Here is a 17,163-nt window from a genome sequence, read left to right on the forward strand (position 1 = left end):
ACAGGATACTGATTGATGAAAACGCCGGGTGCAACGGCCGAAAGATCGGCTGAAACTGACTTGTTACGGGGTGAAGAGCACACGGGCTTTGCCCGCTGGGACCTGCCCAGCTTTGACGCCGAGCCGCACCAGGTCCCGCTGGACAAGGCCAAACCCGGTACCGCAGAAAAAACTCAAGCCGCCCAGACCGTTGAAGAGCTGGAGCTGGTTGATTCACCCAAGCCCTTTACCGTTGAAGAACTCGAACAGATCCGCGATGAGGCCTACAAGGAGGGTTTTGCTGCGGGTGAAAAAGACGGCTATCAGGCCGGCCAGACCAAGGGCCAGCAGGCCAGCAAAAGCGCACTCGATGCCCGCCTTGGGCAACTGGAAAAGCTCATGCAGCAACTGCTTGAGCCGATGCACGGGCAGGACGAGCAGATCGAGCTGATGCTCCTTAGCTTGGTGGAAACCATGGCCCGCCAGGTCATTCAGCGTGAGCTGAAGCTGGACTCAAGCCAGATTCTGGCCGTGCTGCGTGGTGCCTTGAAAGCCTTGCCCATGGGCGCCGAAAATATCCGCATTTACCTCAATCCGGTTGACTTTGAAGCGGCCAAGGCGCTGCGTGAGCGCCATGAAGAGAGCTGGCGGCTGCTGGAAGACGAGCAGTTGATGCCAGGTGGTTGCCGGATTGAAACGGAACACAGTCAACTTGACGCTACGCTGGAAACCCGCCTGCAGCAGATTACCGAGCAGTTGTTCGAGCAACAGCGGGAGCTCCAGGCCCGGCCGCCGCAGGCGGATATCAACCTGCAGCCAGATGCTGACAATGAAGTCTGAGCGGATCAGCATTGCCCGTCGTATGGCAGGCTATCTACCTGTGCTGACGCTCCCTGAAGAACCGGTGGTGGAGGGGCGTTTGATTCGCATGGTGGGTCTGACGCTCGAGGCTGAGGGCTGCAAGGCACCGGTCGGCAGTCGCTGTATCGTCATCAGCGATACCCCGCAGGGACCAAGCCAGATTGAAGCTGAAGTCATGGGCTTTTCCGGCAGCAAGATCTATCTGATGCCGGTCGATAGCTTGCAGGGCGTTCAACCCGGTGCCCGGGTAGTGCCCTCCAAGGGCGGCGGCAAACTGCCCATGGGTAACGCGATGCTCGGCCGTGTGGTCGATGGGATTGGTCGTCCCCTGGACGGTAAAGGCCTGTTCAAGGCTGACGACTGGGTCGATTTGAATGGTCCGGTGATCAATCCACTCAAGCGTCATCCAATTGACGAGCCCCTGGATGTGGGTATTCGCTCGATCAACAGCTTGCTGACAGTCGGGCGCGGCCAGCGTCTAGGCCTGTTTGCTGGTAGCGGCGTAGGCAAGAGTATGTTGCTGGGCATGATGACCCGGTTTACCGATGCGGATATCACTATTGTCGGGCTGGTGGGTGAACGTGGCAGAGAGGTCAAGGAATTCATCGAGCAGATTCTCGGTGAGAAGGGTATGGCTCGCTCGGTGGTGGTCGCCTCACCCGCCGATGATGCGCCCCTGATGCGCCTGCGCGCGGCCATGTATTGCACGCGGATTGCCGAATACTTCCGTGATCAGGGCAAGAATGTGCTGTTATTGATGGACTCACTGACACGTTTTGCCCAGGCTCAGCGTGAGATTGCCCTGGCCATTGGCGAGCCGCCTGCGACCAAGGGCTATCCGCCCTCGGTTTTTGCCAAATTACCACAACTGGTCGAGCGTGCGGGTAATGCCGAGCAAGGTGGTGGTTCAATCACTGCCTTTTACACCGTGTTGTCCGAGGGTGATGACCAGCAGGACCCGATTGCCGATGCTTCGCGCGCGATTCTGGACGGCCACGTGGTGTTGTCGCGTCGCTTGGCTGAGGAAGGGCATTACCCGGCAATTGATATTGAGGCGTCAATCAGTCGCGCCATGCCGCAGATAGTGGCACCCGACTACCTGCAAAAAGCGCAGCAATTCAAACAACTCTATGCTCGATACCAGCAAAGTCGCGATTTGATCAGTGTCGGTGCCTATGCCGTAGGCTCGGACCCGTTGACCGACAAGGCGATGGAGAAGATGCCCGAGATGCAAGGGTTTCTACAGCAGGGTTTGCAGGTCAAGGTCAATCTGGCGGACAGTCAGGCTTCGTTGCAACAGCTGCTGAGTCATGAGTGAAAGCCGAATTCGGCGCTTGGTGCCGGTTCTTGATATGGCCCTGGAGGAGGAACGCAAGGCCGCCGCTATGCTGGGTGATTGCCAACGTCAGTTGGATGATGCGCGCTCACGCTTGCACGATTTGCAATTTTACTGTGGTGAATATCAGAAGGGTTGGTTGAACCGGGGGCAGCAGGGAGTTGGGCGTGACTGGCTGCTCAATTATCAGCGGTTTCTGGCGCAAATGGAGACGGCAATAGAGCAGCAGGGACAAACAGTAAAGTGGCATGAACAAAGTCTTGAACGCGCCAGGGAGCAGTGGCGTCAGCGCTACCAGCGACTGGAGGCGATGCGCAAGCTGATCGAGCGTTACCGCCAGGAAGCCCGCATACGGGCCGATCGTCAGGAACAGAAACTGCTGGATGAGTTGTCCCAACGCGCGCACGGTCAGCAACAAAATAATCCCTGACAGACCCCCCAGGCTGTGCTAGTAATTAAGTAGTCATGGCTGCATTGGCCAGACCGGCCAAAAGGAAGAATTCATGCCGATTAAAACCACGTTATCCGACGACAGTCAGGAGTTGACTATCAAGGTGGTTGGACGCTTTGACTTTGGCGCGCATCAGAACTTCAGAGATGCGTATGAGCGCAGCGGTTTGTCGCCGCAACGTTATGTTGTTGATTTACACGACACCGACTACATCGATAGCTCTGCCTTGGGTATGTTGCTACTGCTGCGAGATCACGCCGGTGGTGATTTAGCTGATATTCGTATTCGCCACTGCAATCCCGATGTCCGCAAGGTGTTGGGTATTTCCAACTTCGAACAACTCTTTCAGATCGAGTAGCACGATGCCCGAGTCAGGCGTTGGCAGCCCGCAGCCGGATACGCCAGCTTCCAGGCTCAAAGTGCTGGTCGCAGATGACAACCCGACCGACCGCATGATTCTCAGCCGTCTGGTGTCGCAATTGGGCCATCGGGTAGTGGTTGCCGAGAATGGTCAGCAGGCGGTGGATTTTTTCCAGAGTGAGTCTCCGCATCTGATTCTGCTTGATGCCCTGATGCCGGTCATGGACGGCTTTGAGGCGGCCCGACAGATACGTAGATTGGCGGATGAACGGCTGATACCAATCATCTTTCTGACCAGCCTGACGGAAACTGGTGCACTTGTGCATTGTCTAGAGGCTGGTGGTGATGACTTTCTAACCAAACCCTACAACCCGGTCATTCTGCAGGCCAAGATTCAAGCGTTCAACCGCATGCAGGAGATGCATCAGACGCTGCAGGAACAACGCGATCTGATAACCACCCAGCATCAGCGCCTGCTGCGTGAACAGGCGCTGGCCAAGATCATCTTTGATCGCGTAGCGCATGCCGGCAGTCTGAATGCGCCGAATCTGCGATACCTGCAATCGGCCTTTGCCATGTTCAATGGTGACATTCTGCTGGCGGCTTATCGTCCTTCGGGTGGCATGCACATTTTGTTGGGTGACTTTACCGGGCATGGACTGTCTGCCGCCATTGGTGCCATGCCGCTGGCCGAAGTGTTCTACTCGATGACAGCCCGTGGTTTCAGTCTGCGCGATATTCTGTTGGAGCTTAACAGCAAGCTCTGCAGGATACTGCCTGTGGGTATCTTCTGCTGCGCGGTACTGATTGAAATCAACTCCGACAAAGGCCTTGTGGAGGTCTGGAATGGCGGCTTGCCCGAGTTAGTGATTCTGGACCGTGAAGGGGCGTTGCTGCATCGTATTCCTTCCACCCATCTGCCTTTGGCGGTGGCCAACAGCGAGCGTTTCGATCCGGCCCCCTTGGTGTTGCCCATGGCCGATGGTGAGCGGCTGTTGTGCTGGACTGATGGCATCATAGAAAGTCGTAATGCCGAAGGCACCCAGTTTGGTGATCAGCGCGTGCTTGATGTCATTACGGCGCATGTCGGTCAACCGGATGCGCTGTTCGAAGGGTTGCTGTTGGCGCTGGAGGCCTTTCATGGCAGCAGGGAAGATGATGTCAGTCTGCTCGAGGTGGTGATGCAGCGACATCCGCTGCCAATGACCAGTTTGTTGCAGCCCGACGCCAGGCAGCTTGAAGCTCAGGACTGGGTGCTGGATTACACCTTTCGCGCAGCCTCAATCCGCGACCACAACCCGCTACCTTTTTTGAACAAGGTGCTGATGGAAGTACCCGGCTTGCGTATGCATGCTGGTAGCCTCTTCATTATTCTCAGCGAGCTTTACAGTAATGCCCTGGAGCATGGCTTGTTGCAGCTGGATTCGTCACTCAAGGGTAATGCAGAAGGTTTCAGTCGATACTATCGAGAGCGTAACTTGCGGCTGTCATCACTTGACCAAGGTTGGATTCGCGTCGTCCTTGATCACTGTCCAAGCGAGGCGGGTGGGAGACTGGTGATTCAAGTAGAGGACAGCGGGCCAGGTTTTGCTCCACAACCCTCAGGTGAGCAGGCAGAAACCTACAGCGGACGAGGATTGGCGCTGGTTAGGGCGTTAGCGGCCGATGTTCAGTTCAACGCAGTGGGAAATCAGGTCAGGGTGGCCTTTGATTGGCGCCTTGGGCATACTGCGGCCTGATTATTCAGGGACTTGCCTAAAGGGAGATCAGCCTGTCATGTCCGAGGCGTTGCAAGATATCGATCCAGATGTGCAGCTCAACCTGCGTGACCTGATGCAGGATGATTACCGCCTGCTGGTGGATACCTTTCTGGCTGATGCTGCCAAGCGCCTGATGCAGCTGGCGCAAAGTCTCGACAGCGCCGACTGGGAGGGTTTTCGTCAGGCGGCTCACAGTTTCAAGGGCAGTTGTGGGAATATGGGTGCCCGGGCATTGCACCAGGCCTGTTCCGAAGCCGAAAGCGCTGCCCTGAGCGCCGACGCGACTGCCGCACGTCAGGCCTACCAAGATTTGCGGCGCCTTTTTTTGCGCGCAGAAATGGCGCTTACCCACTGATCAATCCCCCTTTCCGGATATCTGGCCCATCCCTTGCAGAGCTTTAGTACCCGCTTATTGCAATGGAGATTTCACGATGTCAGTCAGTTCCAATCTGCTGGCGTTTTTCACACCTGAGTCTGCGTCAGGCAAGACCAGTCTTGCCTCGGTCAAAGCCCTGGAGAGAACGCAAGCACAGGATGCACAGGCCTTTTCTGAGGTGTTGTCTGGTCAGCAGCGTGAGCACTTGGCGTCTTTTTTGAGTCTGCTCAACCCGGGTACAGAAGGGGCTGATGCTGCGGCAAAGCTTGACCCCGCTATTGCCGGCGACGGCAAAACCTTGCCGGATGGCATGCAGGAGTGGCTTGAGCAGCTATCCCAGATGACCTTGTCTGGCGAGACCGAAGGCCTATCGGCCCTGGCTTCTGACATGGCGGAAATGGTTGAAGATTGGGCCAGCTGGCTAAACCAGGCGCGGGCCGTCTTGCAAGGTCAGGCTGTCGCCGTTGACGCTGAGGCTGAAGCCGAGAGCGCGGTAATCTTGCCTGATACAGAAGTTGAACTGGATGCTGATGGTTCACCACTGCCTCTGATTGCTGGCGCTGCGGGGAGTAATACGGCCCCTGCTTCAGCGTCGACCGCCCTGTTGCCCGGCGAGGCCGACGCAGCCATGCCCGCCAGCCTGCTGCGTCGAAGTGATGCTGACCCATCGAGTCGTCAGGCTTTGGCTGAGTCGGCTTTGGATGGTCTCGACAGCAAGAACCCCGATCAGCGAAGGGTGATGCTTGATGCGGCTAATGCGCCGACGCAGTTGCAACGTGGACAGGATGCCCTTGTGCCTGCGGGGGATGCGCGTAGCGCAGCCTTGGCCGCGGGTCTGACAGAGACGTTGGAGTCCACGCCGCGTCGCAGCAAGTCGGAGGCGGAAGGACTGGAAGCCCTGTTACGTCCTGGTAGCCAGTCTCAGGCTGCGGCACAGGGCGCGATGTCGGCCCGTCCGGTACTCGCTACTGCCCAGACGTTGGGGGTGCCTTTTGGTCAGCCAAGTTGGGGCGAGGCGCTGATGGACAAAATGCTGTGGGCGTCCAGTCAAAATCTGCGCAGCGTTGAAATCCGTCTGGATCCCGCCGAATTGGGGCCACTGGAAATTCATATTCAAAGCCGCGGGCAGGAGCATCAGGTTCAGTTCGTTAGTCAGAATCCGACTGTGCGAGAAGCCCTTGAAGCGCAAATGTTCCGTTTGCGTGAAGCCTTCAGTCAACAGGGTATGGACCTGGTGAATGTCTCTGTGGGGGACTCGGCAAACGGGCAGGCTCAGGAGCAACTGGCGGATCAAGGGCAGAGTGGCTCTCGGGGTCGTTCTGGCGGGCTGACAGGGGAGGATGACATGGTTCGGCATCAACTGGCTGATGTTGCGGCGCAGGTGCTGTCAGAACGACTGATTGATTACTACGCTTGATCCTTGTGTAGACATCAGACTGACCGGGCGCAAGCCCGGTTTTTTTTGCCTGCTGATCCGTTCTGACCTGCTCAGCCAGGCGGCAAATACAAGCCAAGACTTTTATTGCACTTGGCTTTATCCTTGGGATGTGTTCCAGAGGCGCTTACTGTTTTGGCACGGTCGATGCAGTAGGTTGATAAACCGGACCTATGTCCGCGTAAATGACGGAATTTTGACATGGCAAAACAACCAGCTGAGCAAGTAGAAGAGCAGGAAAGCGACGCGGTAGCCCCCAAGAGCAAGAAGAAGCTGTTTATTCTGGTGGGTGTTGGCCTGCTCGCATTGCTGCTATCGGTTGGCGGCGTTCTGTTCTTTGTGTTGAGTGGCGATGATAGCCCCGAGGCTGAGGAGACCGTTGCCACCGAACCCACGCAACCTGCGCGCGAGATGGCTGTTTATCAGCCGCTGACTCCGGCTTTTGTTGTCAATTACACGTATGAGGGCCGGCGTCGTTATATGCAGGTCAGTGTAGTGTTGATGGGCCGCGATACGGAGGGCATGGCGGAGCTGAGCAATCATATGCCGCTACTGCGCAATGAGCTGGTGATGCTGTTTGGTAGCGAAGAGTTTGCCTCGTTGATGACCCCTGAAGGCAAGGAAACCCTGCGTGAAAGGGCGACACTGGCAGTCAAGTCACTGCTGGAAAGGGAGATCGGTAATCCGGTCATCGAGTCGGTTTTGTTTACCAACATAGTCTTGCAATAGGAAGCCTCCATGGCCGTTCAGGATCTGCTCTCACAGGATGAAATTGATGCCCTGCTTCACGGCGTCGACGATGGAGCGGTGGATACCGATGTCGATGTCGAGCCTGGCTCGGTCAAAAGTTACGATCTGACCAGCCAGGACCGCATTGTTCGTGGTCGCATGCCGACGCTGGAAATGATCAATGAGCGCTTTGCCCGTTATACACGCATCAGTATGTTCAACCTGCTGAGGCGTTCAGCTGATGTGGCTGTTGGCGGTGTACAGGTGATGAAGTTTGGTGAGTATGTACACTCCCTGTATGTTCCTACCAGCCTCAATCTGGTGAAGATGAAACCGCTGCGCGGCACCGCGTTATTTATTCTCGATGCGCGCCTGGTGTTCAAGCTGGTAGACAATTTTTTTGGCGGCGACGGTCGGCATGCCAAGATTGAGGGGCGTGAATTTACGCCGACTGAACTGCGCGTGGTGCGCATGGTTCTGGACCAGACCTTTCAGGACCTCAAGGAGGCCTGGCAGGCGGTGCAGGAAGTGAATTTCGAATACGTCAATTCCGAGGTCAATCCGGCTTTGGCCAATATTGTCAGTCCCAGTGAAGTCGTGGTGGTCTCGACCTTTCACATCGAGTTGGATGGCGGTGGAGGGGATATGCACATCACTTTCCCCTATTCGATGATCGAGCCGCTGCGTGAAGTGCTGGATTCCGGCGTACAGTCGGATGTGGATGAACATGATGAGCGCTGGGTCAGAGCTTTGCGCGAGGAAATCACAGCGGCCAAGGTGCCACTGAGCGCCACTGTCGTGCGCCGTCAGTTGAAGTTGCGTGACTTGTTGAGCATGCAGGAAGGTGACGTGATTCCTGTTGAACTGCCCGAGCATATGGTGCTGTGCGCCAATGGCGTACCCACCTTCAAGGCTAAACTGGGGTCGGTCAAGGGTAATCTGGCATTACAGATTCTGGGTCCGCTGCACCGCCCCAAGTAGGCTGTGCAGGACACCGTTTTTTCGCGTAGAGGAATGAGAGATGGCTGAAGACAAGAATGCCGACGAAGTCACCCCTGAAGAGCAGGCCCTGGCTGATGAGTGGGCCGCTGCTCTGGAAGAGGCGGGCGATGCCAGTCAGGAAGACATAGATGCCATGCTGGCCGGTAATGCAGAATCCACGCGCATGCCGATGGAAGAGTTCAACGCGCCAGCGGGTAACCGCAATGAGCAGTACGATGCAACAGACAGTCCGAACCTGGACGTGATACTTGATATCCCGGTGACCATCTCGATGGAAGTCGGCAATACCGATATTACCATCCGTAATCTGTTACAGCTAAATCAAGGCTCGGTAGTTGAACTGGATCGACTGGCCGGTGAGCCGTTGGACGTGAAGGTCAATGGCACCCTGATTGCCCACGGCGAGGTAGTGGTGGTGAATGAAAAGTTCGGCATTCGCCTCACTGACGTTATCAGTCCCTCTGAACGTATCAAGAAACTGCGTTGATGAATCGTCACCTTGTTCTGTTGCTCCTCGGTTTGTCGTTCTCAGTCAGCGCGGCTGAGCCAGCACAGCCAGCTGCCAGTCAGGTCTCGCTGACGGGCCAACTGGTCCAGCTTGGTATCGGGCTGCTGCTGGTGGTAGGGCTGATCTTCCTGATGGGCTATCTGATGCGCCGTATTGGCCCTATGGCCCCGCAGGGTCAGCATATCCGTCTGGTCAGCAGCTTGCCGCTGGGTCCCCGCGATCGATTACTCCTGGTGGATGTGGGCGGTACTCAGATGCTATTGGGTACGTCGCCGGGTCGGATCAATACCTTGCACGTGTTTGCCGAGCCGGTTGCTGACCTGAATGCGTCCGCGGCCAGCCAGGCCGATTTTGCCAAGACACTGCGCGCTTTGTTGAAACGGGAGAAAATCCAATGAAGGGCTGGTTCCTGCTGGCACTGATGCTTCTGGCGCCGGCTGCTCTGGCACAGGAAGCGGCCAATGCGCTGGGTATGCCAGCCATCACCATGACAACCGGTGAGGAGGGGCAACAGACCTATTCTGTCAGCCTGCAGATCCTCATTCTGATGACGGCGCTGACCTTTATTCCCGCCTTTGTGATGATGATGACCAGCTTTACCCGAATCATTATTGTCTTTGCCATTTTGCGCCAGGCACTGGGTCTGCAGCAGACGCCTTCAAGTCAGATTCTGGTGGGTTTGGCGTTGTTTTTGACACTCTTTATCATGGCGCCGGTATTTGAACGCATCAACGAAACCGCGCTGCAGCCCTACCTGAATGAGCAGATGACCCCGCAGGAAGCGGTTGATGCAGCCAGCATTCCGCTGCGCGGCTTTATGCTGGCGCAAACCCGTGAAACGGATCTTGAACTTTTTGTTCGCCTGGCCAGGCGCACTGATTTGACTGGCCCAGATGATGTGCCCTTTCATATTCTGGTTCCCGCTTTTGTGACCTCGGAATTGAAAACAGCCTTTCAGATCGGTTTCATGATTTTCATACCCTTTCTGGTCATTGATCTGGTGGTGGCCAGCGTGTTGATGGCCATGGGTATGATGATGCTGTCGCCGTTGATCATTTCCTTGCCGTTCAAGATCATGCTGTTTGTATTGGTAGACGGTTGGGCGTTGATTATCGGCACCCTGGCCGCCAGTTTCGCTGTGACATAGGACCCTTACCATGACGCCCGAAGTAGCGGTTGATCTGTTTCGTCAGGCTCTGTGGCTGACCACGGTGATGGTGGCGGTGATCGTGCTGCCCAGCCTGGTTATCGGCCTGATTGTAGCGATGTTTCAGGCGGCTACTCAGATCAACGAGCAGACCCTGAGTTTTTTGCCGCGTCTGCTGTTTACCTTTCTGACCCTGATCTGGCTCGGCCCCTGGCTGGTGACGCAGCTGATTGACTTCAGCGACACCTTGTACCGGAACATTCCCGGTCTGATTGGCTGATGATCGAACTGGCCAGCGAAGATATCAGCCGTTGGGTAGCCAGCTACCTATGGGTGCTGTTTCGAGTAGCCAGCGTACTGATGACCATGCCGGTGTTCGGCACCCAACTGGTGCCGATGCGCATCCGACTCTATTTGGCGCTGGCCATCACCCTGGTGGCGGCCCCGCATATCCCCGTGGTGCCGACGCTGGACGCGCTATCGTTGTCGACCTGGATCATTATTGCCGAGCAGATACTGATTGGCGCAGCCATGGGCTTTCTTTTGCAGATGCTGTTTCAGATTCACGTGCTCGCCGGTCAGATTGTCGCCATGCAGATGGGTCTGGGTTTTGCGTCGATGAACGATCCGAGCATGGGTATTTCCGTGGCGGTGGTGGCGCAGGTCTTTACCATGCTGGTGACCTTGCTGTTTCTGGCGATGAATGGACATCTGGTGGTCATCGAGGTACTGGTCGAAAGCTTTACCACCCTGCCCATCGGCGAGTCGTTACTGGCGACTGATTTTCATGCACTGGTATTGCGTTTTTCCTGGGTGTTGGCAGCGGCCCTGCTGATCGGTCTGCCGGCCATTACTGCACTGCTGATCGTCAACCTGTCCTTTGGTGTGATGATGCGCGCTGCGCCACAGTTGAATATTTTCTCTATTGGCTTTCCGCTAACCCTGGTGTTTGGTTTGTTTATCCTATGGGTGTCGCTTAACAGTGTGGGTGAACAGTACCAGGCCATCGCCTCGGAAACGCTGATCTGGCTTCGTGAACTGGTGAGGGCTCGCTGATGGCAGAGCAACCGGATAGTGGCCAGGAAAAAACTGAAGAGCCCACGGAGAAACGCCTCAAGGAATCCCGTGACAAGGGCCAGGTTCCGCGCTCCAAGGAGTTGAACACCCTGGCTGTGGTTATGGTCGCAGCTATTGGCCTGATCATGCTGGGTCCCGGTATGGCTAAACTCTTGCTTGACCTGATGGCCTTCAACTTCACGCTTGAGCGCGAGGCCCTGTTTGCCACGGATACAATGGGATTGCATCTTTTTGCCTCTGTGGGACTGGGGCTGGATGTGCTGGCATGGCTTTTTTTCCTTCTGCTGATCGCAGCCATTGTGGGCCCGATTTTGTTGGGTGGTTGGTTGCTCAGTGCCAAGTCGATGGCTCCCAAATTTGAACGTATGAACCCGCTTGCTGGCTTTAAACGCATGTTTTCTTTGCAAGCGTTGGTCGAGCTGCTGAAAGCCTTGGCCAAATTTCTGGTTGTGCTGGCTGCGACATTGATTGTTTTGCGCCTGAACCAGCCAGAACTAAAGGCACTGAGCGCTGAGCCCTTGCCGGAAGCCATAGCACACAGTGCCTGGATTATGGGGAGGACATTGCTGTTGCTGGCCAGCTCGCTGATCCTCATCGCTGCGGTAGATATCCCTTTCCAGCTATGGGACAACAAGCAGAAGTTGCTGATGACCAAGCAGGAGATCAAGGATGAGTACAAGGATTCCGAGGGCAAACCAGAGGTCAAATCGCGGATTCGGCAATTGCAGCGTGAAATGGCCGAGCGTCGGATGATGGGCGAAGTTCCGAAGGCCGATGTAGTGATAACCAACCCGACGCATTTTGCTGTGGCGTTGAAATATGACCCGCTGCAGGCCGGCGCGCCGGTGCTGGTGGCCAAGGGTGCTGATTTTCTCGCCCAGCGTATTCGTGAAGTGGCAGCAGAGCACAATGTGGTGGTGCTGGAGTCACCGCCTCTGGCGCGTGCGGTGTTCTACAGTACCGAGTTGGAACAGCAGATTCCGTCAGGCCTCTATTTGGCCGTGGCACAGGTGCTGGCCTACGTATTTCAGTTGCGCCAGTATCGAGCCGGGCAGGGCAAGGCGCCGGGTCCCATACCCAAGCCGGATATCCCTGAGGAGTTACGTCGCGACGAATAGGGGGTCACCGAACAGCTCGTCGTGGGGATCTCAGAATCAAGGCGCATCCATCACCTCGAAATCCTGGATAAAGTCGCTGATGTCCTCTTCCATCAGCTCCCGCAACTGGGTTTCGTACTGATCGGCGGCCTCGGCCAGATCGACGATGATTTCAACCCGTCTGTTCAATGCGCGGGTTTCCGGCCAATCATTGCTGGCGCGTGGACGCGTTTCGGCATAACCCTGCACCTTGATTCTGCTGGCTTCTACCTTACCAGTGGCAAGCAGGGCATTGGCCACAGAAGAAGAGCGTGCGGCAGACAAATCCCAGTTGGAGCGAAAGCGGGGGGTATTGATAGGGACATCGTCGGTGTGGCCCTCCACGGTAATTTCACCTGGCAGCTTCGCCAGTACCTCGGAAATACGCAGCAGGATACCTTCGAAGTCGTCGGTCATATTGGCAGAGCCAGAGGGAAAGGAACCGCGCTCCTCAATGCGGATGATTACGCGTTTGCGGTCTTGCTCCAGCTGTAAACGACCTTCTGTCAGCTCCTGTTCAAGCACGTTTTCCAGAGCTTGCATATTGACCTGCATCTGCTGTTCGGTAGTGGAGGCAACCTCCTGTTTTAGCTCGGCTTCCAGTTCAGCGCGCAAGGTTTCAAGCTCGGGCAGTTGTTCGGTAGTTTGCTGGCGTACTTGATCAATTGGCGTAGGTTCGGGAATGCCCGGTGAGAACTTGTCGAAGATCGGACTGGTGCCCATGGGTATATCCAGGACGGGTACCTCACGCTGAACCCCAAAAGCTTTGCTCAGTTCGCCAGCGATCTGCTTGAATTTCATTGCATCAATTTCGGAAAACGATAGCAGCAGCACAAAGAAGCACATCAGCAGCGACATAAGGTCGGCAAAGGTCACAACCCAAGCCGGAATGCCGGGTTTGTCTTCTTCTTCAGGCAACTCCATCAGCTTTCTTTGGCCTCATCACTGACTTTGTCGCGTTTGTTTGGCGGCAGATAACTGCTCAGAAGTTGCTCAACGATGCGCGGGTTGGTGCCTTCTTGAATGGCTACAATGGCGTCGATCCAAAGGCTTTGCATACGTGCCTCTTCGGTCATGCGTAGCGACAGTTTGTCGGCAATCGGAATACAGATCATGGTTGCCAGCATGGCGCCGTACAGGGTGGTCAGCAAGGCTACGGCCATGGCTGGGCCAATGGATTTGGGGTCCTCCATATTGGACAGCATTTGCACCAGGCCAATCAGGGTCCCAATCATGCCCATAGCCGGACCGACATCACCCAGTGCGGTGAAGACCTTGGCGCCCCAGCGATTTCGATCCAGCGTCAGAACGCGTTCCTTTTCAAGTATGGCGCGAACCGTTTCCTGTGGGTGGCCATCAATCAGCAGTTGTATGCCATTTTTCAGGAAAGGATTGCTGATTTCCTGTTCCTCAAGGGCCAGCAAGCCCTGCTTGCGTGAAATGGTCGACAGATTGACCAACTCTGCAATGCTCTCTTCAATATCTGGCAGACGAAATTTGAATGCCCGGCCTGCGACTTTAATGGCACCCAGAAACTGCGACAGACTGAACTTTGCCAGCACCACCAGCAGGCTGCCGCCGATGACGATCAGCAGCGAGGGGACGTTCATGAACACTGAGGGGGATGCGCCCAGCGCAACGGCGGAACCGATAATGCCGAGTGCGCCGAGCAGACCAATTAGGGTAGCTAAATCCAAGAGAATGCCTCGTTTGACATGGGCCGGTACTGCCAATAAATGCCGGATGCGCTGAAATCGCAGTAAGTGCTGTTGCAAGTATAGGGTGGGAGCATCGCAAATTGAATACCGCTTTGACTAAGCTTCAGCTACATTGAAAATACAGGTTCTGATCAAGGGTGCAATGATGACTAGCAGCAGCAAGGGATTGGGCGCAATGGCGGTGCTGGCGGCAGCCTTGGTTGCGCTGTCGCTGGGGTTTATGGCGATCAGCATCAAGTCCGGGTTGCTGCAATTTCGCGATGCAGATCGGGTGGTTAGCGTCAAAGGTCTGGCTGAGCGTACAGTCGAAGCCGATCTGGCACTCTGGCCGGTCAATTTCAGTGTGGTTGGCAATGGCCTGGATGAGTTGCAGAGCGAGATTGATCGGCAACAGAATCAGATACGTTCATTTCTGTTGCTCAAGGGGTTTGTAGCCGGGGATATTCAATTATCCATGCCCAAGATCATTGATCAGCATGCCAATGCCTACGGTGGTAATTTGCCCGCTGAGCGTTACCGTGCAGAAGCCACGGTGCTGGTCCGTACCGAAGACGTTGCCTTGGTCATGGCGGGCATGCAGGGCGTAGGTGAGCTGGTCAAATCCGGGGTGGCGTTGACCCAGAGCTATGAATTTCAGCCGCGTTTCATCTTTACTCAGCTTGAGTCGATCAAGCCGGAGATGATTGCCCACGCCACCCGAGATGCCCGCGCTGCCGCAGATCAATTTGCCCGCGATGCCGATGCCGAGGTTGGCAGTATTCGGCGGGCCTCCCAAGGCTATTTTTCAATCGAGGATGTGGATCCCTTTACCCCGGAAATCAAGCGGGTGAGGGTAGTGACCAGCATTGATTACATTCTGCGCTGATCAGCTGATATCTCGAATGACGAAGGGGATGAACACTTCCCCTTCAACTTCCTGAAGTTCACCTAGAACGCAACTGACTCGATCCACCAGCACTGGCTCTGGCAGACTGACATGGAAGGGAGGCAGTTGGCCGTTAACCTCGTCCAGAAACTGCTGCTGGGCTTCTTGGCTCAGGCGCGAGAGCAGTTCCAGCAACAGTGACTGGTCAAAGTCCAGTGACAGGGCATGGGGTTCTCCCTGCTCTCCCCAGGGTAACTCGAACAAAGTGGTGCACAGATCCGTACTGACAAAGTCGATGTCACTGAAGCGGATCTGCAGGAAATCAATGGATTCCCCGCCGTTGGGGTTTTGTTGTTGATAGGTCAAACCAAGGTCTGGGTGCATGGCCGCTCTATGTGTTGTAAGTATTTCAAGATCATAGCAGGCCACTCTGATGTTGCCAGTGCAAAGTATCAGGCATTAGTTGTTATGTTATAACAACTAATGCTAGGCTTGCGCCTGTCTTCCTGTCACTGCTCTTACACCACGGACGCACGTTATGACCCAGCCTACTTCAGTCTTGCCCGTTACGGTTTTATCCGGCTTTCTTGGTGCGGGTAAAAGCACCCTGCTCAATCAGATACTGCGCAACCGCGATGACCTGCGCGTGGCCGTGATCGTCAATGACATGAGCGAGATCAATATCGATGGTGCCGAAGTGCAGCGTGAGGTCACGCTCAATCGGGCGGAAGAAAAGCTGGTTGAAATGAGCAATGGCTGTATTTGCTGCACTCTGCGTGAAGACCTGCTGGAAGAGGTGGCGCGGTTGGCGGCAGAGGGCCGTTTTGATTATCTGCTGATCGAGTCAACGGGTATTTCCGAGCCGCTGCCGGTGGCGGAAACTTTCACCTTTCGTGACGAACAGGGCCGCAGTCTGTCCGATCTGGCCAGACTCGATACCATGGTAACCGTGGTCGATGGGGTCAATTTTCTCGCGGATTTCCAGGCTGCCGAGAGTCTGGCCAGTCGTGGCGAAACATTGGGTGATGAGGATGAGCGTTCGATCACTGATTTGCTGATCGAGCAGATAGAGTTTGCCGATGTCGTGTTGATCAGCAAGGTCGATCTCATTAACGATGAGCAGACGCAGGAGCTGATGGCGATTCTGCAACGCTTGAATGCCAGCGCACAGATCATTCCCATGAGCAAGGGTAACGTACCCCTTCAGCGTGTGGTGAATACCGGATTGTTCAGTATGGAGCGAGCAGCCATGGCCCCGGGCTGGCTGCAGGAACTGCGCGGTGAGCACGTGCCGGAGACTGAGGAGTATGGCATTGCCTCCAGCGTCTATCGGGCCAGGCGGCCCTTTCATCCGCAACGCTTTTTTGCCTTCCTTAATGGCACCTGGCAAAACGGACGGCTGCTGCGCTCCAAGGGCTATTTCTGGTTGGCGACCCGACCAGGCGAGGCTGGCAGTTGGTCCCAGGCCGGTGGGTTGATGCGCTACAGTTTTGCCGGACATTGGTGGGCCGCAGTACCCAGGGATAACTGGCCAACGGATGAAGAAAGCCGTGCGGCGATTGATGCCAACTGGGATCCCCAGGTAGGCGATTGCCGTCAGGAACTGGTGCTTATTGGTCAGAATATCGATTTCCAGCAGCTCAATGCCGACCTGGATGCCTGCTTGTTGAGTGAGGCGGAAATGCAGGCTGGTCCGTTGGTCTGGCAGCGCTGGGAAGACCCTTTCGGGGCCTGGTCTGAGGAGGCTGCCTGATGCAGCCTGTACGCCGCTATGCTGAGCCAGCAGCTGTCAGTGGACCTGAACTGGAAACCCTGCTCAGTGTCTTGCGCGAAGAGGTCAATCTGGCTATCTGGCAGCGGTCTTTGAGCGCCCCTGTCAGGGACTTTCTTGCTACCTTCATGGCACGAGGGCTTAATCTGACTGAGGCGTGCAGCCTTGACGTTCAAGGCGATAATGTCGACGTGCAGTTACCGGGGCTGGCCAACCTGGCTGCCGACATTCACGGCTATGCGGACTTTATGGCCGACATGCAGCATCTGGTCAGTCTTTTCAGCTGTCTGGTTGATGCGCGCACAGTCGGTTTGCGCCTACGTACGCTGGAGCAAGCCATGTGCCCGCGTTGGCATGTTGACAAAGTATCTGTTCGACTCGTCAGCAGCTATGTGGGGCCTGGCTGCGAATGGTTGCCGGAGCAGGCGGTGAATCGGCAGGCGCTGGGTTCGCCAGCCGTTGATCTGGCTATGCGCGATGCCAGCGCAGAGAAGGTGGCTGAGGGGCACGTAGCCCTGCTCAAGGGCGATCGCTGGCAGGGCAATAAGGGCCGTGGTCTGGTGCATCGCTCGCCGGCATTGCAGGCCGGCCAGCGGCGCCTGCTGCTGACCCTCGATTGGCTGGCATAAGCTGCTGTTATTTCTATGGTGAG

General features: G+C 56.0%; 21 protein-coding genes. 18 read left to right on the forward strand and 3 right to left on the reverse strand.

Features of this window, described 5'->3' with window-relative positions; genetic code table 11:
- Positions 1-15 precede the first annotated feature (15 nt).
- From fliH to flhB, 15 genes are all read left to right on the forward strand, one after another.
- A complete protein-coding gene (gene fliH / locus AC27HQ_RS04680) occupies positions 16-819 on the forward strand; it encodes a flagellar assembly protein FliH (protein WP_487154856.1) in 804 nt (267 codons plus the stop codon).
- On the forward strand, positions 809-2,158 hold the full coding sequence (gene fliI / locus AC27HQ_RS04685; protein WP_487154857.1) for a flagellar protein export ATPase FliI: 1,350 nt from the start codon (positions 809-811) through the stop codon (positions 2,156-2,158). The genes fliH and fliI overlap by 11 nt, the downstream gene beginning before the upstream one ends.
- Positions 2,151-2,606, forward strand: coding sequence for a flagellar export protein FliJ (gene fliJ / locus AC27HQ_RS04690; protein WP_487154859.1), 456 nt, complete (start codon positions 2,151-2,153; stop codon positions 2,604-2,606). The genes fliI and fliJ overlap by 8 nt, the downstream gene beginning before the upstream one ends.
- 73 nt (positions 2,607-2,679) lie before the next feature.
- The gene (locus tag AC27HQ_RS04695; protein WP_487154860.1) at positions 2,680-2,985 is read left to right on the forward strand and encodes an STAS domain-containing protein; all 306 of its coding nucleotides are present in this window, start codon (positions 2,680-2,682) and stop codon (positions 2,983-2,985) included.
- Between the two features lie 4 nt (positions 2,986-2,989).
- Positions 2,990-4,726, forward strand: coding sequence for a fused response regulator/phosphatase (locus AC27HQ_RS04700; protein ID WP_487154862.1), 1,737 nt, complete (start codon positions 2,990-2,992; stop codon positions 4,724-4,726).
- Positions 4,727-4,763: 37 nt separating this feature from the next.
- Entirely contained in the window at positions 4,764-5,102 is a 339-nt protein-coding gene (locus tag AC27HQ_RS04705; RefSeq protein WP_487154863.1) for an Hpt domain-containing protein, read from the forward strand.
- Between the two features lie 76 nt (positions 5,103-5,178).
- Entirely contained in the window at positions 5,179-6,540 is a 1,362-nt protein-coding gene (locus tag AC27HQ_RS04710) for a flagellar hook-length control protein FliK (protein WP_487154865.1), read from the forward strand.
- Positions 6,541-6,759: 219 nt separating this feature from the next.
- Complete coding sequence (locus AC27HQ_RS04715) at positions 6,760-7,287, forward strand: flagellar basal body-associated FliL family protein (RefSeq protein ID WP_487154866.1); 528 nt, start codon at positions 6,760-6,762, stop codon at positions 7,285-7,287.
- Between the two features lie 9 nt (positions 7,288-7,296).
- Positions 7,297-8,268, forward strand: a complete 972-nt coding sequence (gene fliM / locus AC27HQ_RS04720; RefSeq protein ID WP_487154867.1) for a flagellar motor switch protein FliM — start codon at positions 7,297-7,299, stop codon at positions 8,266-8,268.
- A 40-nt stretch (positions 8,269-8,308) separates the two neighbouring features.
- The gene (gene fliN, locus AC27HQ_RS04725) at positions 8,309-8,776 is read left to right on the forward strand and encodes a flagellar motor switch protein FliN (RefSeq protein WP_487154868.1); all 468 of its coding nucleotides are present in this window, start codon (positions 8,309-8,311) and stop codon (positions 8,774-8,776) included.
- A complete protein-coding gene (fliO, locus tag AC27HQ_RS04730) occupies positions 8,776-9,195 on the forward strand; it encodes a flagellar biosynthetic protein FliO (RefSeq protein WP_487154869.1) in 420 nt (139 codons plus the stop codon). The genes fliN and fliO overlap by 1 nt, the downstream gene beginning before the upstream one ends.
- Positions 9,192-9,944, forward strand: a complete 753-nt coding sequence (fliP, locus tag AC27HQ_RS04735) for a flagellar type III secretion system pore protein FliP (protein ID WP_487154871.1) — start codon at positions 9,192-9,194, stop codon at positions 9,942-9,944. Before fliO ends, fliP begins: the two co-directional genes overlap by 4 nt.
- 10 nt (positions 9,945-9,954) lie before the next feature.
- Positions 9,955-10,224, forward strand: a complete 270-nt coding sequence (gene fliQ / locus AC27HQ_RS04740; protein WP_487154872.1) for a flagellar biosynthesis protein FliQ — start codon at positions 9,955-9,957, stop codon at positions 10,222-10,224.
- Positions 10,224-11,000, forward strand: a complete 777-nt coding sequence (gene fliR, locus AC27HQ_RS04745) for a flagellar biosynthetic protein FliR (protein ID WP_487154873.1) — start codon at positions 10,224-10,226, stop codon at positions 10,998-11,000. Before fliQ ends, fliR begins: the two co-directional genes overlap by 1 nt.
- A complete protein-coding gene (flhB, locus tag AC27HQ_RS04750; RefSeq protein ID WP_487154874.1) occupies positions 11,000-12,139 on the forward strand; it encodes a flagellar biosynthesis protein FlhB in 1,140 nt (379 codons plus the stop codon). The genes fliR and flhB overlap by 1 nt, the downstream gene beginning before the upstream one ends.
- Before the next feature lie 36 nt (positions 12,140-12,175).
- On the opposite strand, the gene AC27HQ_RS04755 is transcribed toward flhB, so the two are convergent.
- Positions 12,176-13,084 carry a flagellar motor protein MotB gene (locus tag AC27HQ_RS04755; protein ID WP_487155015.1) on the reverse strand — a complete coding sequence of 303 codons (909 nt, stop codon included), beginning with the start codon at positions 13,082-13,084 and terminating at the stop codon, positions 12,176-12,178.
- Complete coding sequence (gene pomA, locus AC27HQ_RS04760) at positions 13,081-13,854, reverse strand: flagellar motor protein PomA (RefSeq protein WP_487154875.1); 774 nt, start codon at positions 13,852-13,854, stop codon at positions 13,081-13,083. Before pomA ends, AC27HQ_RS04755 begins: the two co-directional genes overlap by 4 nt.
- A 166-nt stretch (positions 13,855-14,020) precedes the next feature.
- Here pomA and AC27HQ_RS04765 point away from each other — a divergent pair, with 166 nt between their 5' ends.
- Positions 14,021-14,740, forward strand: coding sequence for an SIMPL domain-containing protein (locus AC27HQ_RS04765; protein WP_487154876.1), 720 nt, complete (start codon positions 14,021-14,023; stop codon positions 14,738-14,740).
- On the opposite strand, the gene AC27HQ_RS04770 is transcribed toward AC27HQ_RS04765, so the two are convergent.
- Positions 14,741-15,124, reverse strand: coding sequence for a hypothetical protein (locus tag AC27HQ_RS04770; RefSeq protein ID WP_487154878.1), 384 nt, complete (start codon positions 15,122-15,124; stop codon positions 14,741-14,743).
- Between the two features lie 154 nt (positions 15,125-15,278).
- Between AC27HQ_RS04770 and zigA the strand changes: the two genes are divergently transcribed.
- Both zigA and AC27HQ_RS04780 read left to right on the forward strand, forming a co-directional pair.
- Complete coding sequence (gene zigA, locus AC27HQ_RS04775; protein WP_487154880.1) at positions 15,279-16,493, forward strand: zinc metallochaperone GTPase ZigA; 1,215 nt, start codon at positions 15,279-15,281, stop codon at positions 16,491-16,493.
- Positions 16,493-17,140, forward strand: coding sequence for a DUF1826 domain-containing protein (locus AC27HQ_RS04780; protein ID WP_487154881.1), 648 nt, complete (start codon positions 16,493-16,495; stop codon positions 17,138-17,140). The genes zigA and AC27HQ_RS04780 overlap by 1 nt, the downstream gene beginning before the upstream one ends.
- The last annotated feature ends 23 nt before the right edge of the window (positions 17,141-17,163 follow it).

The organism is Halopseudomonas sp. 4NH20-0008 (assembly GCF_057548395.1).